Genomic DNA, 21305 nt, shown 5'->3' with positions numbered 1-21305 from the left:
CACGACATTGTTCTGGTTCATCTGCCCCAGTTCCGTGCCATCGACTTCCATGATGATCCATTCGATCGATACCCGATCAAGCGGGGTGGTGTTTTCTTCGGTAACCGGGCTAACATCAATCGTGGCGGACAGGATGACACTGTTGTCATCGATCTCGCGGTTATCGACCGTGATGCCGCGTGCCTGCAACAAGGCACCCGCTGATCTGGCAAGGGCGGTGTTGCCATCCCCCGGCGCACCGGCAAAATCAATCAGCGCCACCTTCATCACCGGGGCCGCCCGCAAGGCCGACCGATCGCCGGTAATCATAAAGGCGATATCGTCTGCGGGCTCGGCCACCAACCCTTCATAGGTTTTTGCCAACGGATCATCCGCCTTGCCTTCAAGCTCGCGGACTTTCTCAACCAGTTCCTTGGGAATGGCGAGGTTGTTTTCCTCAGGCCCGGTGGGTTGATCGGCAAACCATTGATCAGCGGCCAGCTCCCCGGCTGAATGGGTGGTATCAATCGCAAGCCCGTCCGGGCGCATCAGAACCCACGTAATATCAAGCGCGGCACCGTTATCGGTCAGACTGGCCTGCACATTGGGGCGCAGGATGTAATCCCCACCGGTATCGGTTTCGCTATAGGCCGGAATATCACGCATGCGCAGCGCCCGTGCCATGGCGCGCGCCAGATGGGCCGATGCCCCTTCGGGCAAATCTTCGGTCGTCTCGACCCGGACTGTCCCGGTATCGCGCAGTTCCAGCAAGCCCGGATCACCGGCGCGACCAGCGCCCTCAAACGGGCGCGGCAAATCGCCACAAGCCGCAAGCAACCCGCTCACGGCAAAAAGCAAAACAACAGAACGCAGGAAAGACTTCATCGGGGCAAATTTCGTCGTCACATCATCACACAACCAACCATGGTCGCGATGATCATAAAGAAGAACAGCATGATCAAATGCGGCATGATGTTACGCCTCTGTCAACATGATCGCCGAAAGCTGCCGCCCGTAATCAGGCTCCTTGCGCAGCGTCGTTCGACGATAACTGTAAAAAAGCTCTTCGTCGGCCAGCGTATCGCGCGCCACCAACTCGACCGATGCAATCCCGGTCGCAATCGTCCGGCGGCGGACATATTCCGGCAAATCAAACATGAAATGCCCATCGCGCACCGACGCATCAAACAGATCTTCTGCACCTTCCGGTCCGGCAAGAATGGTGTCGCGGAATGTCCCGTCGACCTCATAGGATTTGCGCGCAATGCAGGGACCAACAGCAGCGTGAATGTTGTCGCGCGTGGCGCCAAGCATTTCCATCGCATCGACCGTGCTTTGCGAAATACCGCCATGCGATCCGCGCCAGCCGGAATGGCAGGCCCCGATCACCCCGGCCATCGGGTCATGAAACAGAACCGGTGTACAATCGGCGGTCAAAATGCCCAGCATGATGTTCGGACGGTCTGTCACCATCGCATCAGCCTTGGGCGCCTTATCACGCGAAAGCGGCTTATCGAGCACTGCCACATCAGTGCCGTGCACCTGATAAACCGTGCTCAGGCGATCAGCCTTGGTCTCAAACGCGGATGCGGCGCGTGCGCGGTTCTCGGCGACGCGCTCCTTGTCATCATCCGATCCGAAACCGACATTCAGCCCGTCATGAATGCCGTCACTGACCCCGCCCTTGCGGCTGAGGAACCCATGGCGCAATCCATCCTTGTCCGACAGGTTCCCGGCTTCAAACCAGGTCAGCCCGTTGGCGCTGCGTTCAATCCCGTTGGTTACCGGGGTGATCGGATCTGTCATGCTGGCCTGCTCCGTTCCCAAAACCGTTCCGGTCGCGATCAATTCAGGGCCTGTTGATCATCAGGATGCCGTCGTGGCGGGATCGTATTTTCCCACCTGCAAGAAGTGGATGGCGCAGCGTGGCAGGTCCCACGAAAGCCAGCCGCGACGCCGCAGGTGGGAAAATACGCCCCGTCCCAGAGGGATTGCTGCCTAAGGGCGCGAAACCGTGTCCTGCGTCCTTGAATATGCCTAGCATGTCCTGCGTCCTCACTCCTAATTTCGCGCCCTTAGGCGGCAACCACGGCGATATCCTGATGATCAACAGGCCCTAACCCGCCACGCCACTGACGCAAGGCGGCGGGGTCGTATCACGACCATAGCCGATCAGAACTTTAAAAAGCGTTCCCATCTGATCTGCATCGACCAACCGCGACAGCGCCTGATCAATTGCGGTTTGCTGATCATCATCGGCATTGGTTTTCAAAAGCTCAGCCCGTTGATCAATGCCAAGCATGCGCAAAAACGTCCCTTGCGTCAGAACCGCACCGGTGCGCGCCCCGGCTTCGTTCATCGCCCGTCCAATGGCGGCAAAATCGACATGCGCGGTCAGATCGGCATTGCCCGGATCGCTCAGAACCGGGTGATAGTCATGGCCCTTCACAGCCTGGAACGTATCGCCAAATGCACTACCGGGATGACCATAATCAATAAACAGTGCCCCGCCGCCCGTTTCGTTCAGGCGCCTTGCGATCTGATCGGCAATGGCAATGGCGGGTGCGCAACTTTCAAAAATATCACCTTTTTTCGCCGCCCCCCGCATGGTCGCCGGGATCAGCGCATCGGTAATCGGTGTTTCCGCCCCACGAACAAACCCAAGCTCGCCGGTTTTGGCATCGACGCCCACCAGCCGTTCGGCCCAGCCTTTTTCGCCGCGTTCAAACTGGCGGATCGGCAGGGCGTCAAAGAACTCATTGCCAATGACGATTGCCGGAACATTGGCGCGCGTCGGAATGTCATCAAATGCTTCATGCCAGGTTGCGGGAATGCCATAGGCCATGATGGCCGTTTGCTGATGGGTGCGCAAAACCGGACTGGTTTCAACAAACCGCACAGTCAGCGCATCGCCAAAGCCCGGCACATTGCGCACAGCCCGCAGCGCATCAGACATCAATGTCCCGCGCCCCGGTCCCAATTCGATCAGATCGATTTTCGGCGGGCATCCCATCTGTTGCCAGGTCACTGCGGCCCAAAGCCCGATCAGTTCGCCAAACATCTGGCTGACTTCCGGTGCCGTGATGAAATCACCCGCACGCCCAAACGGGTCCTGCTTGCGGTAATAACCATGCTCTGGATGGGCCAGTGCCTCGGTCATGAAATCGGCAATGGTGATCGGGCCGGATACATTGATCCTGCGCTTGATATGGGCCAAAAGCGGGCTGTCGGTCTCGGAACTCATATTTACTTTACGCGTTTTCGGCTTCTTTGGGATGGACCCGTGTTTCAATCGGCTTGGATTTCAGCGCATAGACAATGCAACCAACGCCCACCAGCACCATCGGGATCGACAGGATCTGACCCATGGTGATGCCACCCGCAAGATAACCCAGCTGGGCATCGGGCTGGCGGAAGAGTTCGACAATGATGCGTGAAATGCCATAGCCCGCAACGAACGTGCCGCCAAGAATGCCCGGACGGTGGCGGACAAACGCATTGCGCGACAGGATGAACAGCACAACAAACAGGATCAGACCTTCAAGCAGCGCTTCATAAAGCTGGCTTGGATGACGTGGTTCCGGCCCGCCATTGGGGAACACCATGCCCCACGCGACGTCTGTGGTGCGGCCATACAGCTCACCATTGATGAAATTGGCAATCCGGCCAAAGAACAAACCGATCGGGGTTGCGACCGCGGCGGCATCGAGAACGGCAAGGATGGAAATCCCGCGCTTTCTGGCAAACAGAATGATCGCCAGGATCACGCCCATGAACCCGCCATGGAACGCCATGCCGCCCTGCCAGACCTTCAGGATATTGGCCGGGTTATCGAGGTAATAATCCAGATTGTAAAACAGGATATAGCCCAACCGCCCGCCAAGGATCACACCCAGTGTCGCCCAGAACAGCAAGTCATCAACATCGCGTTTGCTCATGATGTTGGGCGTTTTGGTGCAGTAATAGACCACATATTTCCAGCCCAGAAGCAGACCGGCAATATAGGCCAGCGCATACCAGCGAATGGCAATCGGGCCGATGGAAATCGCAATCGGGTCTATCGCCGGAAAGGCAAGGCTCAGCATCTGGAAAACTCCGGATCAGCAAATGGGTGTTGAAGTCATCAGTCAGGACGTGGGCCGTGCTGAAGTCGCAAAGGAGTTGGGCAGCATCATGGCAAGCCGCCCGATCCTGTGCGGATCGCACTCAGCGGAACGCATCCTCGCTTGCAAGATAATCCTGCACATAGGACCGCACCCCTTCTTCAAGCGATGTCATTTCCTTGCCGTACCCCGCCTTGCGCAGCTTGGTCATATTGGCTTCGGTGAAATACTGGTACTTGTCGCGGATCGCTTCCGGGGTCGGCACGAATTTGATATCGGGCTCCTTGCCCATGGCGGCAAACACCGCCAATGCCAGATCCTTGAAGCTGCGCGCCTTACCGGTCCCGATATTGAACAGGTCACTGACATCGGGATTGTCATAAAGCCACATGATGATATCGACGACATCGCCAACCCAGACAAAATCGCGCAGCTGACCGCCATCTTCGTAATCGGGATGGTGTGACTTGAACAGTGTCGCGGTCTCACCTGCTGAAAGCTTGTCAAACAGCTGGGAGACCACCGACCGCATACCGCCCTTGTGATATTCGTTCGGGCCATAGACGTTAAAGAACTTCAGTCCGGCGAACTGTTTGGGACGGAACCCGTTCTGATCCAGGATGCGGCGGAACCGGCGGTCGGTCGCATGCTTTGACCAGCCATAGGCATTGAGCGGTGCCAGCTTTGCCAGATCAGCCTCATCAAAGCTGTCATCAAAGCCCTGCGTACCATCACCGTATGTCGCGGCCGAGGATGCATAAATCAGGCGGGCCGAATGGTGCGAACACCAGTCCCACAGCCAGGTCGTCAGTTTCAGGTTGTTGGTGACGATCTTGTCGGCATCGGTTTCTGTGGTCGCGGAAATCGCGCCCATATGGAAAATCGCCTCGACATCGCCGGCATGCTTTTCAAGGAAAGCTGGCAGTTCATCAGGATGGACAATATCTCGCAGGTTCCGTTTGGCGATGTTTTTCCATTTGATGCCATCCCGCAAACGATCGACGACAACGATGTCGGTCTCGCCACGCTCTTCAAGGGCGGCAACAATATTGGAACCGATAAACCCGGCACCACCGGTGACGATAAGCATTGCTTTCTCCTGCCGAGGCCGTCCAGCCCGCATTCAGCAAAGACGACAGATCATGTTTGACGACACTTTATAAGACCGCCCCTGATCTGGAGCAAGAAAAGCCATGCAAAATAACGCTATCGTCACGTCCGCTTCATGACGTGCGGCTTGCCCTGACGCGATGATGCGCCATATTATGCCCAACAACAGATTCAAAAAGCCGGAGACCACCATGCAGATCAACAACCGCATTCTCGATGACCTGACCCGTGTTACCAATTCCGCATTGGGCACCATGACCGGTGTCAAAGGCGAAGTCGATGCCATGGTCCGCCAGCAGTTTGAAAAGATCCTGCTCAACATGGATCTGGTCACCCGCGAAGAATATGACGTCGTCCATGATGTCGCGATCCGTGCGGCCGAACGCATCGATGCGCTCGAAGCCAAGATCGCCGATCTCGAAAAGCGCCTTGATGCAACCGAGCCTGCCAAAAAGCCGGCTGCCAAACGCAGCACTGCCAAGGCCGCCCCGAAAACTGCGGCCAAAACGGCGACAAAAAAAGACGCCTGATCGGGCAAATCATCCCCACATATGAAATAAGGCCGTGGGTGGAAAACGCACCTCGGCCCTTATTTGCCGTCACAAGCTGGCGCGCCAAACGGTCAATTTGAATTGGCCCCGGGCCGTGATCAGAATATTCATTGCAGTCCTGCGCGCAGCAGCGGTTGAAACAAAGCGTTCACCGGCATATAGTGCGCGCCCTTTCGCATATGCTTGAACAGGCTGGGTATAGATGAACGACCAAATGGAAGATATCGGCGACATCGGCGACGAAAATCCGTTGCTGCTGGTCGAGGATATTGCCCGCACCAACCAGTGGCATCTCGAACGCCGCAGCTCGGACGAGATCGTGGTCGAAATCCCCGCACACTGGTGCACCTATCTGGTCTATTTCACCTGGCGTGACGATGCCGAGGCGCTGCATATCGCCTGTTGCTTTGATCTGTTCGTGCCCGAACCGCTGCGCCCACGTATTTATGAGCTGGTTGCCAAATGCAATGAACAGCTCTGGATCGGGCATTTCGGCCTGTGGCTTGAAGAAAACATGCCGCTGTTTCGCCATACCCTGCTGTTTGGTGGTGACGTGCCACCGATGGTCGAACAGTTCGAAGAGCTGATTGAAATCGCGCTTTCGGAATGCGAGCGCTTCTTCCCGGCATTTAACTTCGTGCTGGGTCAGGGCAAATCCCCGGACGAAGCCCTGGTGCACGCCATGCTCGAACCTGCCGGGCAGGCCTGATCCCAAACCCGGTCTATTTGCGTTACAAGGACGGCATATCGCCGTCCTTTGTCGTTTCCGGCGTCATTTCTGGCGTTTTTTTTCGCCGCGGGGCGCGCTTTTGTAAAAACAAAACAATCGCCGCAAACCGGCTTTTGCGCGCGGCCTTCACAACAGAAAATCCCGAAGCACCCGCATATCCCAGCCAAAGCATCCAGATCACAGGGGGCGCGCGCCAAACCGCTGTTTGAGACACACGCCTCTTGCCCTTCGCCCTGACTTGACCCACCTTGAGAAGATCGCTACGGCATTGCTTCACATGTGTTGATCGCCCCACGATTAACCAAACGATCAACCAAACCCGATGGATAAAGCGGAGCTGAATTTATGAATACGCGTCTTTTGCTGGTTGGCTGTGGCAAAATGGGCAGCGCCATGCTCGAAGGTTGGCTGGCCCGCGGGCTGGTGGCTTCCAACGTCTATATTGTTGAACAGACCGAGGCCGCCGAAAAGCTTGAAGCAAGCTATGGCATCAATGGCGTCACCGATGTTGCCGATGTGCCGTCCGACTTCGTCCCGCAGGTCGTGCTGTTTGCCGTCAAGCCACAGGTCCTGCCCGATGTGATTGACGCCTACAAACCGATGGTCCGTGCCGAAACCGTATTCCTGTCGGTTGCCGCGGGCAAAACCATCGATTTCTTCACCAGCCATCTTGGCGACACCGCACGCGTCGTGCGTTCGATGCCCAATACGCCAGCAGCCGTATCGCGCGGCATGACGGTGATGTGCCCGACCGAAAATGTCAGCATCGCCCAGCGCGAAATGTGCCAGACCCTGCTTGAGGCTGTCGGCATGGTATCCTGGGTTGAAGATGAAGGCCTGATGGATGCCGTCACCGGGCTTTCGGGCAGTGGGCCTGCCTATATCTTCCATCTGGTCGAGGCCATGGCACAGGCAGGCGAAGCCGCTGGCCTTCCTGCCGATCAGGCGATGACATTGGCCCGCCAGACCGTGGTGGGAGCCGGCTTCCTGCTTGATGCCAGCGAAGAAACCGCCGCCACCCTGCGCAAGAATGTCACAAGCCCCGGCGGCACCACCGCCGCCGCCCTTGATGTTCTGATGGATCAAAAAACCGGCCTGCCCGAACTGATGACCCGTGCGGTCGGTGCTGCACGTGACCGGTCCAAAGAACTCGCGGGCTAAGCACCCACCAACATCAAAACCAAGGAGGACGTCATGCCATCCAAAAAGGATATCCCCAATCTTCTGATTGATGCGGCCCTGAAGCTCGCCGCAGAACGCGATTGGCATGACGTCACCCTGATCGATATCGCAAGCGAAGCCGATATCTCGGTTGCCGAGTGCTACGATCATTGCAGCAGCAAGGGCGATATCCTGCGCCGCTTTGTCAAGCGGGTTGACCGCGAAGTCCTTGCAGATCTCGATTCCGACGATTTCAATGAACCCGGCCATGACCGCCTGATTGCGGTGATCATGGCACGGTTTGACATCCTCTCGGACTATCGCCCTGCTCTGCGTTCGATCATTACATCGGGCGGTGACCTTGGCCCGACTGACGGCCTGCGCGCGATCAAAACCCATTTCGGTGCCATGCGCTGGATGCTTGAGGCCGCCGGATTTCAGACCGCAGGCCTGCATGGCAGCATGCGTGTGGCCGGGCTGACGGCGGTTTATGCCAAGACCTTCAAACAGTGGCTTGATGATGACAGCACCGATTTCGGCCCGACCATGGCCTATCTCGATCGGGAACTGTCCAAGGCCGCCGGATGGGACCGCAGGGTTGAAAAGGGTCTTGGTAAGGCATCATCGATTTGTGATAAAATCGGCAAACGCGCCCGGGGTTTTTCGTTCAAAAAATCTGCAAGCCCGACTGAGGCTGGCGATCAAAACACCCCGACCGATGAGGGTGCCCATAAGGGGGCACCATCAGGGGGCACATCAGGCGCCAACAGCTAATTCCCTGATTTGAAACCCGAAAATCAGATGCACACCCAAGGTTATATTTCAGACACAAAACATTAACCCAAAAGTTATTGTGCAGTGCAAAAAATTCCTTGACGACAGGCAATCATTCCGGCATATTGCAGTTGAATTTGTGCGGCGCACAATAGCGCCTCATTCCATATCTGTTGCAAATTAATGGAGTGCAAACCATGACCGCCGCAAAAAAGGCAACCAATCCGTTCTTTGACCTCGACTTCACCAAATACACTGCGGACTTCAAAATTCCGGGTGTTGATGTGAACGAAATGATGGCGTTCCAGCGTAAAAACGTGGAAGCCCTCACCAAAGCTAACAAGGTGGCCTTCGACGGTTTCCAGGCTGTCGCTCAGCGCCAGAGTGAAATCTTCAAAACGCTGCTGGATAAAGTTCAGACCCAGGGCAAAGATTTCACTGCTACTTCTGCTGACGACCCGATGGCTTCGGCTGCAAAACAGACCGAAGCAGCAAAAGCTGCTTACGAAGAAGCTCTTGCAAACGCCAAGGAACTGTCTGGTCTGGTAACCAAGTCCCAGGAAGAGGCTCTGACCCTTCTGCAGACTCGCTTTACCGAATCCCTTGACGAATTCAAAGCTGCTATCGAAAAGACCGCAGCTTCGAAGTAACAGCTTTGGCTGTTAAATTCCCGTAATCTACTTGATGGCAGGGCCTTATGGTCCTGCCATTTTTCTTTTGCCCGCCTGTATCATCCCCCTGTCCCATCCCCGCCCTTTTTGCTCAAACTCCGAAATTCACCCGGCATTGCTGGTTTGGGCTTATCACCGTGATCTGATCTTACTAAGCTGCGCTCATAAACAAGGAGACAGTCATGAGTGACGAAATCAGTTTTGATGATTTTCTGAAAGTCGATATCCGTGTCGGGACCGTCATTGACGCCCAGGAATTTCCCGAAGCCCGCCGCCCTGCGCTCAAGCTCTGGGTGGATTTCGGCGACGAGATCGGCACCAAGAAAACATCCGCCCAGATCACCAAGCATTACACGCCTGAAAAACTGATCGGCCGTCAGGTGGCCGGCGTGGTCAATTTCCCCAAAAAACAGGTCGGCCCCTTCATGTCGGAATTCCTCTGCCTTGGTTTCCCCGATGCAGATGACGACAAGGGCATTGTCCTGATCCGCCCGGATCAGGATGTCCCGAACGGATCACGCCTGTTCTGATTGCGACCTGACCAAAAAGGAAAAGGCGGATATCGTCGTTGCGACATCCGCCCCATCCCCGCTCGTGTCACGCTCCCGGCAGGGTTAGCGTGCCAAAACAACCGACGCTTCGCGCGCCTGACCAACGACCATCGCCACCTCTTCGGAGACATTGACCATCTCTGAAAATGATCCGTGCGATGCTTCCAGCGCGGCCTGAACGCCATGCATCTCGCTTCTGACCTGACTGGTGACGTCGCCCTGTTCACCAATGGCCAGCGACACCACGGCAACGCGGCTCAGCATCGCCTTGAGGTCGGAACGAAGCGCGGTTGAAATACGTGCCGTCTCGCTGATGCATTTTTCCAAAACATTGATCTGCTCGATGATGGCGGGATCGTCGCGTGCGCAGTCGCGCAATACATCAACCGCGTCTTCCAGCGACACAATCGCGCCATCGCCCTCAATTGCATGGTCATAGGCACGATCGGCTACTGTACGAAGTTCGCTCAGGCGCTGTGCGGTCTCATCAACACTGCTGACAAGCCGGCCGGCAACCATCGCACTCACTTCCAGATGCGCCTGCGCCTGACGGAATGACTGGGATACATCACCATAGCTATGATCAAACTTGCCAAGGATCTGATCTGCCTCATCAAAGCCGGTCTCAAGGGTTGATTTCAGATCAACCAGCGAGGCAACTTGATCGGTAATATCAGTGGCAAATTTGACAATCTTGCACACACTGCCCTCGGCCCCGTAAATCGGGCTATAGCTGGCCTCAAACCAGACCTCGCGACCATTCTTGCCAATACGCTTGAACTGGCGCGCAGTGGTTTTACCCTTGGCAAGCGACCGCCAGAATGCCCGGTAGTCGATGCTTTGCGCATAGTCGGGCTCAACAAACATGCTGTGATGTTTGCCGACTACCTCTGAGCGGTTATAGCCCATCGCGACAAGGAAATTGTAATTGGCGGACAGGATGTTGCCCGCAACATCGAACTCGACCACGGCATGGCTGTGCTCAATCGCATCAACCTTCCCCTGCAGATCGGCGAAACTGTCATGACGCTCCGTGACATCGACACCAATCCGAATAATCCGGACCACAGTCCCCTTGGCATCCCGGATCGGTCCAACCGTCTCTTCAACCCATTTGCGTTCGCCCGATTTGGTCACCCAGGGCAGGACAACCCGTTTGTTTTTCCCGGCACGCAGATCCGCCCAGCACAGGCCATATTCCGGTGCCTCGGCGATATCGTTTGAGATGAACGTCGCGTGATACTGCCCAAGAACTTCGTCTTCGTCATAGCCGGTCAGTGCGAGGAAGTTGTCATTGACCCGGATGATCTTTCCATCAAGATCGAATTCTGCGACTGCAAAGGACGCATCAACAACATCAAACATGTCCGAAAACATGTCGGCAGTTTCAACACGAATGGCCATCATTGAATTCATGGGTAACTCCGGAACTTCGGGATCAGACGACAGAAGACAGGGCTTGTTTGTTTCGCCGAGTATCTTCACTCCGCCGCCAACCGGACATCCCCATTTGGGGAGTATTATACACATTGGTATAGTTTTTATATACACATTTTGTATAAAAAGGGGCGCGACAATCGAATGCCGCGCCCCTTTTTTACTGTCCGCATGACTACGGACTTATTTCTCGACGAACGCCTTTTCGATCACAAAGTGACCCGGTTCGTTCATATTGCCTTCCTTGCCGCCCCAGTCGAGGAGCATCTGGCGGGTATCGGCAATCATCTCCGGGTTGCCGCACAGCATGAAACGATCATTTTCAAGCGTCGGTTTTTCCAGACCAAGATCTTCGTAAAGCTTGCCCGATTTCATCAGCTCGGTAATACGGCCCTGATGCTTGAACTCTTCGCGGGTGACGGTCGGGTAATACAGCAGCTTGTTCTGCACTTCCTCGCCAAAGAATTCGTTATGGGGCAGTTCGCTGTGAATGAATTCCTGATAGGCCAGTTCACGCACTTCACGGCAACCATGAACAAGGATCACCTTGTCATAACGCTCATAGGTCTCGTAATCGCGGATCACGCTCATGAATGGCGCAAGGCCGGTACCGGTCGACAGCAGCCACAGGTTCTTGCCCGGCAGAAGGTTGTCATGGATCAGGGTCCCGGTCGGCTTGCGCCCGACCAGGATCTTGTCACCCACCTTGATATGCTGCAAACGCGAGGTCAGCGGACCGTTCGGCACCTTGATCGAGAAGAATTCAAGTTCTTCGTCATAGTTTGCACTGACCATCGAATAGGCGCGCAGAAGCGGCTTGCCTTCAACTTCGAGACCGATCATCGCAAACTGACCATTGATGAATCGGAAGCCCGGATCACGGGTGGTTTTGAACGTGAAGAGGGTGTCGGTCCAATGATGGACATAAGTGACGGTTTCTTCGTTTAAATTGCTGGCCATAACGCTACATCAATCCGTTTCGTCTGTCTGTGTGTGGAACCGTGGCGGGAAACACGGAGTATATATCCCGGCACGCATTCCATGCCAAGTTGTCGCGATTTAACATCAATCAAGCGTATATCGCAAGGAAACAATCAAAATTTATTGTCATTTGGTGTGAATTACATAATTTTATGCATATTTAGTGTAAAATAAGCCCAAAGGCAGGAAACCGGGCAGCAGCGGCATCACAGCACCATCCAGCGCCCCGCCTGCCGGTTTGATAAGCCCACAGACCGGTTGGTGCAATGATACATCGCAATGAATATGTGCGGATTGCAGCCCCGGGTACCGGCACCTTAGACATCCTTATTCCCGCACGGATTTCACCTTGCCGCTCAGATTCGCCCCCCATAAGATGGCCGACCAATCATAAAACAAGAACCATCAGGAAGCGCCATGTCGTCCCCCAAATCCCTGACCACCGATTTCGTCCCCGTTCCCCTACCCGATTACCAGGAATATGACCTCGCCCAGATGCGCGCGCAGGCGCAAGGCTTCTATGACGACATCAAAACCCGCCATACCGTCCGCGATTTTTCGGACCGCCCCGTCCCGCGCGATATTATCGAAACCTGCATTCGCGCGGCGGGCACCGCCCCCAATGGCGCCAATCACCAACCCTGGCATTTCTCAGTGATTGGTGACCCGGCGATGAAACGCAAAATCCGCCTCGCGGCAGAGGAAGAAGAACGCGCCTTCTATGAAGGTCGCGCGGGCGAGGAATGGCTGGATGCCCTCAAACCGCTTGGCACCGATGACAGCAAACCGTTTCTCGAAACAGCACCTTGGCTGATCTGTATTTTCGGCGAACGCAAAAGCCGATCTGCCGACGGCAAGCTGCGCAAGAACTACTACGTACCGGAATCGGTTTCCATCGCCACGGGCTTCCTGATCGCTGCCCTGCATCATGCAGGCCTCGCCACCCTGACGCACACGCCTAACCCCATGAGCTTCCTCACCGACATTTGCGGCCGCCCCGATCACAACAAGCCCTATATCCTGCTGGTCACCGGCTACCCGGCCTCGGATGCCACCATCCCGGCCCACGCGACCGAGAAAAAGGACCTGTCAGAAATCGCGACATTTTTCTAGAGCACCTATTCGCGCACAACTTGCAGGCAGGTTATCGACGCCAGAAGCGTAGTCTATAAATACACCGCGCAAAAACTTGCCACTCCACAACTAGAAGCATTTGCAATACAATATACTGTCCTTCTGCTGGGCTCATCCCCGAAAGAGACTGAATCATGAATTTTTCGGCACAAAGAAGCGCCATGTCTTTGCACGGCCATGCAAACACATTCAGCAACATGCTGCAAGACAACCAGCGCATGCAGGCCTATCGCGCCGCACTTGAAAAACTTGTCACCCCCGAGACCATTGTCGCCGATGTCGGAACCGGAATGGGAGTACTCGCGCTTTTTGCCGCGCGTGCCGGAGCAAAGAAAGTCTATGCCGTTGAACGTGTTCCCGAAGCAGCAGAGTTGGCGCGACAAAACATTGCTGCCAATGGGTACAGAGATACAATCGAAGTTGTGCTCGGTGATGCCGAAACTATTCGCCTGCCGGAAAAAGTGGATATTCTCGTAACGGAGACAATGGGAACAACCGGTGTTGACGAGCAGATCCAGAATTTGGCAGGAGCTTTTGCACGCAACAATCTGAAGCTTGATGGCATCACCATCCCGCATACTGTGCGTGCGATGATTGCCCCGTCTGATTTCAGTCACTTGACACACGCCCTAAACTCCAGCGCAAGCATCGCTGACTTCGACTGGTCGGTTCTGGAAAACCTTCCGGGTGACAACAATATGGCCTTCCGAATGCCGGAAACTGATTTTGTTCCGCTGGGTTCCCCCGCAATATTGGACGAAGTCGCAGTTGGCATGACGGAAGTCCCGGCCGCAGATCCGCTCAAGATCAATCTGGTTATTGACCGCCCCGGAACACTGAGATCTTTTGTCCTGTGGTTTGAGGCCGATATGGTACCTTCGGTGGATCCTGATCTAAAAATTATCAACTACCCCGGACAAAGCAGGCCATCATGGTCTTGCGGTATCTTTACTCTAGGGGATCCAACGCCAGTTGAGACCAAAGATAGTCTGACTGTCTCAGTTGACACCGGCCGTCGTCAACACAGTCTGAACTGGTCACTTCGCTGGATGAAGAATCAACCGTGACATATTGCTCAAAATGACACTTTAACCTTTATATAGGAGGTATTTCATCATGGGGCCCGATAGCTATACCGCGATGATGAGCTGCACTGCAGCAAATTTTGCACCCGTTGATACAGCATTTTGTTTCGGCCAAATTGTCCCCATTGTTGATTATCAGACTCTCTATTCCCTTATTGGCAACAGATTCGGTGGCGATGGTCGTAGCTCCTTCGGATTACCGGACATGCGGGGCAGAACGGCAGTGGGCACAGGTCAGGGACCAGGTTTGACAAATGTCATACTTGGAGGATTGCGTGGCGCGGAAACTTCCACCGTGCCTTTACCAAATCATTATCACGAGGCTGAATTCACTCCATCAGGCTCAACAGGAACATACCCGGTCACAGGAACTATAACCAGCAAAACAGGCAAGGTCACGAGCGATGCAAACCTCAATATTGCAACCAGCACCGTGTCCGGTACCGCATCAATTAACGGCACGGCTCCCGTAACAGGAATAACTCCCGTGACCCTGAATGGAAACTCTTATGTCAATAATAATAACGGCGCGTTAGCTTCCCCCCAGAACAATGGAGCTCTGGCACAACCAAATATTGCAGGAAATCCGGTAAACATGTTTGATACCGCACCGTCATCTGGTGAAGTCGCAGCAGGTCATGTCTCGGTTTCCGGCAACGTTCCTTCTACGGGTAAAACAGTGGATGGCAGCGCATTTAATGTCGACACAAGTGGCTTGTCAGTATCGCTCACCGGATATGCAGTAACATCCGGTATCAACGTCGCTGTTCCCGACCCGGATTTTAACCTCAATGTCGATATATCTTCTGCGGCAGGAGGTACCGTTTCAGTTTCTTATGCTGGAACCTCAGACGCGACCATAAACAAATTGCCGCCCCAACTCGGTCTCAATTGGATAATCATGACCGATGGTCTTTATCCACCACGGCCTTAGAGCAATTTCCGTTTAGATTGAAACGTTTTGCCGGAGGCATTCTTCTGTCCTGCAAGGAAAGGATCACCGAGCGTAGCGCTGCTACGGTCAAGATACTTGACGCTGCGGGGCAGAGGTTATCCCGGCCAATAGGGTTTGCTTTTGACGGCGTTTCGCAGCGTTACACCGTTTGGCCCGCCCCGTCACATCATTCTGCACGCTGTTGTTCCTTGCAAAACGACACACCAAAAGCACACAGAATACAGCAGATTAAACGCAAAACGCTCTAGAATTCCAATCTGGCATGCAGCGACAGGACCGAATATTTGACATCGCTCTCACTGGCCAAGCTACGCTTTAGATCAATAGAAAACGTTGCACCTGCATCGACATAATCAATGCCGGTTGCGATGGTCTGATTTTCCTCAACATAATTACTTCGAACATACGGAGACAGCGAAGCTTCTCCGTTGCCGAAAATACTGTTGATACTAATGCCATAGGAAATCAAGCCACCAACAGAATACTCGCTGTAATCGTCGCGTCCCAATTGTGTTTGCCCCTCAAGACTGCCTGCAAACCCACTGTTCGCATTCCCGAACCGAACACCACCACCAACGTCAAAGGCGTTGCTATCGTCGTTTGTTTTATCACGAAGATCATAGACAAAATCGACGCGGGTGAAAGGCTGTATCACTGTCCCGTTTTGGTCGAACAAGTAACTCGCTTCAAAGCCCGGCTTGACCTGAAGACCTGTGCTAGTTGATCTGGCTACAAACGTACCGTCACTTTCCGTATAAGCATTCGTCGTCTTCCGGGAACCAAGAAAGCTTGTATTCGCATTAAGATCCAACGGAATCTCCTCATTGGGGCGGAACCGATAGCTGGCCGTTGTCGCCGCATACCACATATTCGTATCGGTACTTGAGGTCACATTGGCATCTCGCTCGCGATCCTGGTTCCCGAAACTATACCCGCCAAGAACCGATATTTTGAGGTTCTGGCTAACATTGAAAACAGCATACGGCGTCGCTGAAAAGTTCTTTTCGTCATAGGTGCCGGAATTAAACGTTGTGGTCAGATCGGTTTCGGAATAGCCAAATGAGACCCCCATATAGGCGTTCGGCATAACGGCGTAATCAAAACCAAGATTGTACCCCCAAACGTCACCATCATAGCGCAAATCACCGGCATCGTTGTTGCGGTCATTCTCGACAGACGTAAAGGACCCGTATCCCCATACGGTAAGCGGCCGCTCCGCTGGCAGGTCACTTCTGGTTCGAAGAACATCAGACGCATCCGGGCCATTTTCATCACCCGCTATCCCATAAGACATGCCAGAGGTATCAAAGGATGCCCGCATCAAAAGGTCACGGATCGACGCAGCCCTCTGCGCGTTAGCCCCCGTACTGTCTCCAAGACCGGCAAAATTCGAGAAGTTGCTTGGTTGATCATTGACAGGATTGCCTCCTCCGCCCGGGATACTGCGACCAGCCCCCGAAGGAGAATTTCGGCTGATCCCGGCCGGGCTCCCGATGTTCGCAATGCGCACGCCAATATTTGTGGAAACAACATCCAGTTGCGCCTGCCCCACATCTTTGTCAACAGCCTGCTGCGCATTTGTCGTGCTCGAAGATGATGAATCATCTGAACTCCCGGTGCAGCTAAAGGTATAGGACGGGTTCCAATTGAGCGGATCGGGACGGCTCGCAGAATTGATCGTATTCAGGACGATGTTCGTTGAACCCGTGTTATTTATTGTAAAGACAAGAGACCCGGAATTGTTGTTTAGAATACTCTTGGTTTGTCCATCGACGGTGACTTCAACATCCAGAGTGATTGATGCCGACATGGCCACCGTAAGCTGCTCACCAGCCTCAAAATTGAACGGTCCAATCGTGTCAGTATTCGTCCCGATATTACTGGTAAAGTTGCTGGCAGCGATATTGCCACAGCCTGCCGACAGGGCATGAGCGGGCAGAACATACATACATCCCGCAATCACAGGAACGCACAGAACGCTTTTTATAAAGTAAGTTTGTTCTTTACTAATCACCTGACCGCCTCCCCAGCAGAACATAATCACCCCTAGATTGCACTCTCTGCCATAACACTACCTAAGAGAAATTAACATATGCAATTTCTCTAAAGAGCAAAAAAATACAACGATAACAATCTACTGGCATTCTCAGCGCATCAAGGGCCCACATTTGACCTTCCCCCCTTTTCTGCTTATGTCGTGGAGTTAAGACACCGGGAAGGCTGACTATTCAACTTCTTCGTCAGAACGAAAACGACAAAAGCTCTGCCAGTCGCAGAGCTTTTGTCGTTTGATGTTCGGATCTTAATGACCGATGGGCAGCACCAGACGCACCCGCAGACCACCACCCGGCGCATCTTCAAGATGGACCTCGCCACCATGACCACGTGCGGAATCCCGGGCAATCGTCATGCCAAGGCCAACGCCGCCGGTCGCCTGATTGCGGGACTCTTCTAGACGGTAAAACGGCTTGAAGACCTCTTCGCGTTTGTCAGCTGGTATGCCTGGACCATCATCATCAAAGACAATCTCGTAATCCTGTCTGCGGCGTCCGGCACGCACCGACAGATTGTTGGCATAGCGCCCGGCATTGGACATGATGTTGGCCACGCAGCGTTTCATCGATTGCGGGCGGAGCTCCATCTCAAGGCTGTCTTCAATATGAAGGTCAATCTGCTGACCATCGCGCAAGGCTTCACCGACCTGATCGGTCAGAAGCTTGCCAATATCCGTCAGAACCGCCTTTTCACCCTCTTCCCCGCGCGCAAATGCCAGATAGGCATCCACCATGCGCTCCATATCGATGACATCCTGTTTCAGGGCATCAACACCGGGCGAGCTTTGCTGCATGGCCAATTCAAGCTTCATGCGGGTCAGCGGTGTCCGCAAGTCATGCGACACCCCGGCAAGCAGGGCGGTGCGCTGTGACAGATGGCGCCCGATACGATCGCGCATCGACATGAAGGATGACGCCGCCATACGGACTTCGGCCGCTCCTTCGGGTTTGAAGTCATCTACGTCGACCCCGCGCCCGAACTGATCGGCGGCCTTGGCCAGACGCCGGATCGGGCGGACCTGGTTGCGCATGAAGATCACCGCGACCCCGTACAGGATCAGAGCAGAACCGGCGATCCACATGAAGAAGATATAGGTCGTCGAGTTGTACAGACGTTTGCGCGGGGCAATGATGGACAAGACCCCTTCTTTCGTCTGGACACGAATCTCCAGCTGACGGTCATCAAGATCCAGGTCGAAGAAGAATGGCCGCTGCAGGCGTTCATCAAGCGCATGAAACAACTCTTCAGACACAAGACCGATTGGCGGCTTGCTAATCTGGCGTTGCAGAATCGCTTCGGGCTCATACACGATATCAAGCTGCATGCGCGCGCGGGCCGAATTCTGGATCCACTCGTAATGTTCCGGATCCGGATATTGCCCCAGATAGTCGATCACGAAAACAACATCCCCGGCCAGTCCACGGCTCAGCTGTCGGGCCACCGTATCCCAGTGGCGTTCAAAGAAGATCAGGACGGTGACGATCTGCAACAGCAGCATCGGCGTCATCAGGATCAGAAGCGACCGGCCCAAAAGCCCCGTCGGCATCAGTGATTTGATCCGTCCGTTCTGTTCGCTACCCACGCTGCTTATCCCTGTCCGTTTTCATGGTCGCTTTTCTGGCGCTCTTAAGTCTGTATACAGGACATAGCCCTGACCACGCACTGTCTGCAAGTATCTTGGCTGTTTGGGATCTTCTTCGAATTTGCGACGCAGGCGCGTGACCTGGACATCGATGCTGCGCGAGGCGCTCGGATCAATGGCATTGCCACTGATCATCCCGTGAAGCTGCTCGCGCGATGTTGTCTGCCCGCGCCGCTCGACCAGCGCGCTCAGCAACGCCTGCTCGGCCGTGGTAAGATAGATATGCTCTTCCCCACGTTGCAGTATCATGCGTGTCAGATCAAAGCGAAACGCCCCAAAGGACGCGACGCTATCAGCCTCCTGCGCCAATCCTGTATCTTCGACCGCCGGCGACTCACCATAGCGGCGCAAGATCGCCTCGATCCTGAGTACGAGTTCGCGCGGCTCGAACGGCTTGGCCAGGTAATCATCAACCCCGGCTTCAAGCCCTGCGATGCGATCTTCGGTTTCGGACAGTGCGGTCAGCAACAGGATCGGGACCTTTGATCCGCTTTCGCGCATGCTGCGCGCGAGATCGACACCCTTTTCCCCGGGCATCAGAACATCCAGCACGATCAGATCAAACTGCAAGCCCGCCAGGCTGGCGCGTGCTTCGCTGGCATCACGTGCCGCAGACGCGCTAAAGCCGTTCTCGCCCAAATAGCGGGTAAGAAGGTCACGCAAACGGTCATCATCATCGACCACAAGAACATGTGGCTGATCAGCACCGGTCATGGGGTTTTCCTGAACACCGAAATCAATCTGAAGCAATACCGAACAACTTGGCGCGAAAGTCTTTCAAAAGCGTAAGCATGACCACGTCAAAATTGTGGCCGCCATCCTCATCTTCGCGCTTATCCCGCACGGCGGCGCAGGCCACCGGGGCCGTCATCCTCAAACCGTTTGCGGTCCTTTTCTTCCATCATGCCCATCATGACCTTGCGGAACCCTTCGACCGATTCTGCCCCTGCCTCGCGATAGGCTGCGGCAATCAGAGCGCGCTGCTGTTCGGTCAGCTCGCGTTCAAGCGCCTCGCCCTTTTCGGTCAGGGTCAGCAAACGCTGGCGGCGGTCCTGCAAACCGGTCTTTTGTTCGATGAAACCTTCGCGCACCAATTGGCCGAGCACGCGTGACAGCGACTGCTTGGTGATTTTGAGAATCGCCAACAGGTCACTCACCGTAATACCGGGGTTACGACTGACGAAATAAATGACCCGATGGTGGGCGCGACCGAAATTATATTGCGCAAGCATCTGGTCCGCGACTTCGGTGAAATCACGGTAGGCATAGAACAGCAATTCAATGCCTTGTCTAAGTTCTTCTTCCCGCAGAAAAAGCGGGTTGACCTTGCGTGTAGAGATATCTGCCATGCTTATCCGTTATGTCAGTTTTATTGACACATTAATCTATGAATGTTACCTCGACCAGACAAATAAGGACATAAAGTTACGTCCAGGAACGTTCTTGAAATGGAATTTGGCAAATGACGACTCCGACCTTTGATAACCGCGATGGTTATATCTGGTATAATGGCGAACTTAAACCATGGCGTGAAAGCACTTTGCATGTGCTCAGCCATGCTGTCCATTACGGGAGCGCGGTATTTGAAGGTGAACGGTCTTATAACGGCAAGGTTTTCAAGCTGGCCGAACATGGCGAACGCCTGATCGAATCCGGCGAAATCCTGGACATGGAAATCCCCTATAGCGCCGCGGAACTCGATGACGCCGTCATCGAAACGCTGGCTGCCAACAACATCACCGAGGGCTATATTCGCCGCATTGCCTGGCGCGGCAGTGAGATGATGGGCGTTTCCGCCCAGACCACGCGCATCAATGTGGCGATTGCCTGCTGGGAATGGCCAAGCTATTTCGCACCGGAAGAACGCCTTAAGGGCATCCGTCTTGACCTGTCGAAATGGGCCCGCCCGGCACCGAACACCGCACCGACCAATGCCAAGGCATCAGGTCTTTACATGATCTGCACGCTTTCCAAGCACGAAGCAGAACGCAAAGGCTACGCCGATGCCCTGATGCTCGATTACCGCGGTCAGGTGGCCGAAGCCACCGGTGCCAACGTCTTCTTCATCAAGGATGGTCAGATCCATACCCCGACACCGGATTGCTTCCTGGATGGCATCACGCGCCGTACCGTGATCGCATTGGCCAAAGCACGCGGGTACGAGGTGATTGAACGTGCGATCATGCCTGAAGAAATGGCAGATTTCGAAGAATGCTTCCTGACCGGGACCGCGGCCGAAGTCACCCCGGTGGCGGAAATCGGCCCGTACAGCTTCACCCCGGGTCAGGTCTGCAAGACCATGATGGAAGATTACATGGCGCTGGTGCGCGGCGAAAATACCGCCGTTGCCGCTGAGTGATTTTTTTGAATAATCGGATCGATTATT

At 54.6% G+C, this 21305-nt stretch carries 21 protein-coding genes; 10 read left to right on the top strand and 11 right to left on the bottom strand.

Annotated features, from left to right (window positions below):
* The 5 genes from ACXAIA_RS12400 to rfaD all read right to left on the bottom strand — a co-directional run.
* The coding region (locus ACXAIA_RS12400) for a hypothetical protein (protein WP_475349596.1) at nt 1-864 on the bottom strand (864 nt) is incomplete at its 3' end.
* 90 nt (nt 865-954) lie between these two features.
* Nucleotides 955-1785: a peptidoglycan editing factor PgeF gene (pgeF, locus tag ACXAIA_RS12395; protein WP_475349595.1), complete on the bottom strand. Its 831-nt coding sequence runs from the start codon at nt 1783-1785 to the stop codon at nt 955-957.
* A 310-nt stretch (nt 1786-2095) separates the two neighbouring features.
* Nucleotides 2096-3223, bottom strand: a complete 1128-nt coding sequence (locus ACXAIA_RS12390) for a class I SAM-dependent methyltransferase (protein WP_475349594.1) — start codon at nt 3221-3223, stop codon at nt 2096-2098.
* Nucleotides 3224-3230: 7 nt separating this feature from the next.
* Complete coding sequence (lgt, locus tag ACXAIA_RS12385; protein ID WP_475349593.1) at nt 3231-4064, bottom strand: prolipoprotein diacylglyceryl transferase; 834 nt, start codon at nt 4062-4064, stop codon at nt 3231-3233.
* 121 nt (nt 4065-4185) lie between these two features.
* On the bottom strand, nt 4186-5172 hold the full coding sequence (gene rfaD, locus ACXAIA_RS12380; protein WP_475349592.1) for an ADP-glyceromanno-heptose 6-epimerase: 987 nt from the start codon (nt 5170-5172) through the stop codon (nt 4186-4188).
* Between the two features lie 211 nt (nt 5173-5383).
* Here rfaD and ACXAIA_RS12375 point away from each other — a divergent pair, with 211 nt between their 5' ends.
* The 6 genes from ACXAIA_RS12375 (at nt 5384) to ACXAIA_RS12350 (ending at nt 9609) form a co-directional block, all read left to right on the top strand.
* Nucleotides 5384-5722 carry an accessory factor UbiK family protein gene (locus tag ACXAIA_RS12375; RefSeq protein ID WP_475349591.1) on the top strand — a complete coding sequence of 113 codons (339 nt, stop codon included), beginning with the start codon at nt 5384-5386 and terminating at the stop codon, nt 5720-5722.
* 223 nt (nt 5723-5945) lie between these two features.
* On the top strand, nt 5946-6452 hold the full coding sequence (locus ACXAIA_RS12370) for a type III secretion system chaperone family protein (protein ID WP_475347075.1): 507 nt from the start codon (nt 5946-5948) through the stop codon (nt 6450-6452).
* 366 nt (nt 6453-6818) lie between these two features.
* Nucleotides 6819-7634, top strand: a complete 816-nt coding sequence (gene proC, locus ACXAIA_RS12365; RefSeq protein ID WP_475349590.1) for a pyrroline-5-carboxylate reductase — start codon at nt 6819-6821, stop codon at nt 7632-7634.
* 33 nt (nt 7635-7667) lie between these two features.
* Nucleotides 7668-8408, top strand: coding sequence for a TetR family transcriptional regulator (locus tag ACXAIA_RS12360; protein WP_475349589.1), 741 nt, complete (start codon nt 7668-7670; stop codon nt 8406-8408).
* Between the two features lie 197 nt (nt 8409-8605).
* Nucleotides 8606-9058: a phasin family protein gene (locus ACXAIA_RS12355; protein WP_475347072.1), complete on the top strand. Its 453-nt coding sequence runs from the start codon at nt 8606-8608 to the stop codon at nt 9056-9058.
* A 203-nt stretch (nt 9059-9261) separates the two neighbouring features.
* The gene (locus ACXAIA_RS12350) at nt 9262-9609 is read left to right on the top strand and encodes a tRNA-binding protein (protein WP_475349588.1); all 348 of its coding nucleotides are present in this window, start codon (nt 9262-9264) and stop codon (nt 9607-9609) included.
* Nucleotides 9610-9693: 84 nt separating this feature from the next.
* Here the strand turns inward: ACXAIA_RS12350 and ACXAIA_RS12345 are convergent, their stop codons facing one another.
* Together ACXAIA_RS12345 and ACXAIA_RS12340 are read right to left on the bottom strand one after the other, a co-directional pair.
* Nucleotides 9694-11046 (bottom strand): PAS domain-containing protein, encoded by a 1353-nt coding sequence (locus ACXAIA_RS12345; RefSeq protein ID WP_475349587.1) that lies wholly within the window; start codon nt 11044-11046, stop codon nt 9694-9696.
* Between the two features lie 204 nt (nt 11047-11250).
* On the bottom strand, nt 11251-12027 hold the full coding sequence (locus ACXAIA_RS12340; RefSeq protein ID WP_475349586.1) for a ferredoxin--NADP reductase: 777 nt from the start codon (nt 12025-12027) through the stop codon (nt 11251-11253).
* 438 nt (nt 12028-12465) lie between these two features.
* Here ACXAIA_RS12340 and ACXAIA_RS12335 point away from each other — a divergent pair, with 438 nt between their 5' ends.
* From ACXAIA_RS12335 to ACXAIA_RS12325, 3 genes are all read left to right on the top strand, one after another.
* Nucleotides 12466-13161, top strand: coding sequence for a nitroreductase family protein (locus tag ACXAIA_RS12335; protein ID WP_475349585.1), 696 nt, complete (start codon nt 12466-12468; stop codon nt 13159-13161).
* A gap of 155 nt (nt 13162-13316) precedes the next feature.
* On the top strand, nt 13317-14249 hold the full coding sequence (locus ACXAIA_RS12330; RefSeq protein ID WP_475347066.1) for a 50S ribosomal protein L11 methyltransferase: 933 nt from the start codon (nt 13317-13319) through the stop codon (nt 14247-14249).
* A gap of 49 nt (nt 14250-14298) precedes the next feature.
* On the top strand, nt 14299-15201 hold the full coding sequence (locus tag ACXAIA_RS12325; protein ID WP_475347065.1) for a phage tail protein: 903 nt from the start codon (nt 14299-14301) through the stop codon (nt 15199-15201).
* A 265-nt stretch (nt 15202-15466) separates the two neighbouring features.
* Here the strand turns inward: ACXAIA_RS12325 and ACXAIA_RS12320 are convergent, their stop codons facing one another.
* The 4 genes from ACXAIA_RS12320 to ACXAIA_RS12305 form a co-directional block, all read right to left on the bottom strand.
* On the bottom strand, nt 15467-17236 hold the full coding sequence (locus tag ACXAIA_RS12320; RefSeq protein ID WP_475349584.1) for an autotransporter domain-containing protein: 1770 nt from the start codon (nt 17234-17236) through the stop codon (nt 15467-15469).
* 288 nt (nt 17237-17524) lie between these two features.
* Nucleotides 17525-18859 (bottom strand): ATP-binding protein, encoded by a 1335-nt coding sequence (locus ACXAIA_RS12315; protein WP_475349583.1) that lies wholly within the window; start codon nt 18857-18859, stop codon nt 17525-17527.
* A gap of 21 nt (nt 18860-18880) precedes the next feature.
* A complete protein-coding gene (locus tag ACXAIA_RS12310) occupies nt 18881-19633 on the bottom strand; it encodes a response regulator (RefSeq protein WP_475349582.1) in 753 nt (250 codons plus the stop codon).
* A gap of 119 nt (nt 19634-19752) precedes the next feature.
* Entirely contained in the window at nt 19753-20268 is a 516-nt protein-coding gene (locus ACXAIA_RS12305; RefSeq protein ID WP_475347061.1) for a MarR family winged helix-turn-helix transcriptional regulator, read from the bottom strand.
* A gap of 113 nt (nt 20269-20381) precedes the next feature.
* Here ACXAIA_RS12305 and ACXAIA_RS12300 point away from each other — a divergent pair, with 113 nt between their 5' ends.
* Complete coding sequence (locus tag ACXAIA_RS12300; RefSeq protein WP_475349581.1) at nt 20382-21278, top strand: branched-chain amino acid aminotransferase; 897 nt, start codon at nt 20382-20384, stop codon at nt 21276-21278.
* Nucleotides 21279-21305 lie beyond the last annotated feature (27 nt).

It is taken from the genome of Thalassospira sp. ABL2_045 (assembly GCF_056161285.1).
This window is presented reverse-complemented; position numbering and strand designations above follow the sequence as displayed.

Bases quoted from the DNA above. Each gene is read 5' to 3' on its own strand.
- pgeF (WP_475349595.1), bottom strand. From the start codon at position 1,785: ATGACAGATCCGATCACCCCGGTAACCAACGGGATTGAACGCAGCGCC.
- ACXAIA_RS12390 (WP_475349594.1), bottom strand. From the start codon at position 3,223: ATGAGTTCCGAGACCGACAGCCCGCTTTTGGCCCATATCAAGCGCAGG.
- lgt (WP_475349593.1), bottom strand. From the start codon at position 4,064: ATGCTGAGCCTTGCCTTTCCGGCGATAGACCCGATTGCGATTTCCATC.
- rfaD (WP_475349592.1), bottom strand. From the start codon at position 5,172: ATGCTTATCGTCACCGGTGGTGCCGGGTTTATCGGTTCCAATATTGTT.
- ACXAIA_RS12375 (WP_475349591.1), top strand. From the start codon at position 5,384: ATGCAGATCAACAACCGCATTCTCGATGACCTGACCCGTGTTACCAAT.
- ACXAIA_RS12370 (WP_475347075.1), top strand. From the start codon at position 5,946: ATGAACGACCAAATGGAAGATATCGGCGACATCGGCGACGAAAATCCG.
- proC (WP_475349590.1), top strand. From the start codon at position 6,819: ATGAATACGCGTCTTTTGCTGGTTGGCTGTGGCAAAATGGGCAGCGCC.
- ACXAIA_RS12360 (WP_475349589.1), top strand. From the start codon at position 7,668: ATGCCATCCAAAAAGGATATCCCCAATCTTCTGATTGATGCGGCCCTG.
- ACXAIA_RS12355 (WP_475347072.1), top strand. From the start codon at position 8,606: ATGACCGCCGCAAAAAAGGCAACCAATCCGTTCTTTGACCTCGACTTC.
- ACXAIA_RS12350 (WP_475349588.1), top strand. From the start codon at position 9,262: ATGAGTGACGAAATCAGTTTTGATGATTTTCTGAAAGTCGATATCCGT.
- ACXAIA_RS12345 (WP_475349587.1), bottom strand. From the start codon at position 11,046: ATGAATTCAATGATGGCCATTCGTGTTGAAACTGCCGACATGTTTTCG.
- ACXAIA_RS12340 (WP_475349586.1), bottom strand. From the start codon at position 12,027: ATGGCCAGCAATTTAAACGAAGAAACCGTCACTTATGTCCATCATTGG.
- ACXAIA_RS12335 (WP_475349585.1), top strand. From the start codon at position 12,466: ATGTCGTCCCCCAAATCCCTGACCACCGATTTCGTCCCCGTTCCCCTA.
- ACXAIA_RS12330 (WP_475347066.1), top strand. From the start codon at position 13,317: ATGAATTTTTCGGCACAAAGAAGCGCCATGTCTTTGCACGGCCATGCA.
- ACXAIA_RS12325 (WP_475347065.1), top strand. From the start codon at position 14,299: ATGGGGCCCGATAGCTATACCGCGATGATGAGCTGCACTGCAGCAAAT.
- ACXAIA_RS12310 (WP_475349582.1), bottom strand. From the start codon at position 19,633: ATGACCGGTGCTGATCAGCCACATGTTCTTGTGGTCGATGATGATGAC.
- ACXAIA_RS12305 (WP_475347061.1), bottom strand. From the start codon at position 20,268: ATGGCAGATATCTCTACACGCAAGGTCAACCCGCTTTTTCTGCGGGAA.
- ACXAIA_RS12300 (WP_475349581.1), top strand. From the start codon at position 20,382: ATGACGACTCCGACCTTTGATAACCGCGATGGTTATATCTGGTATAAT.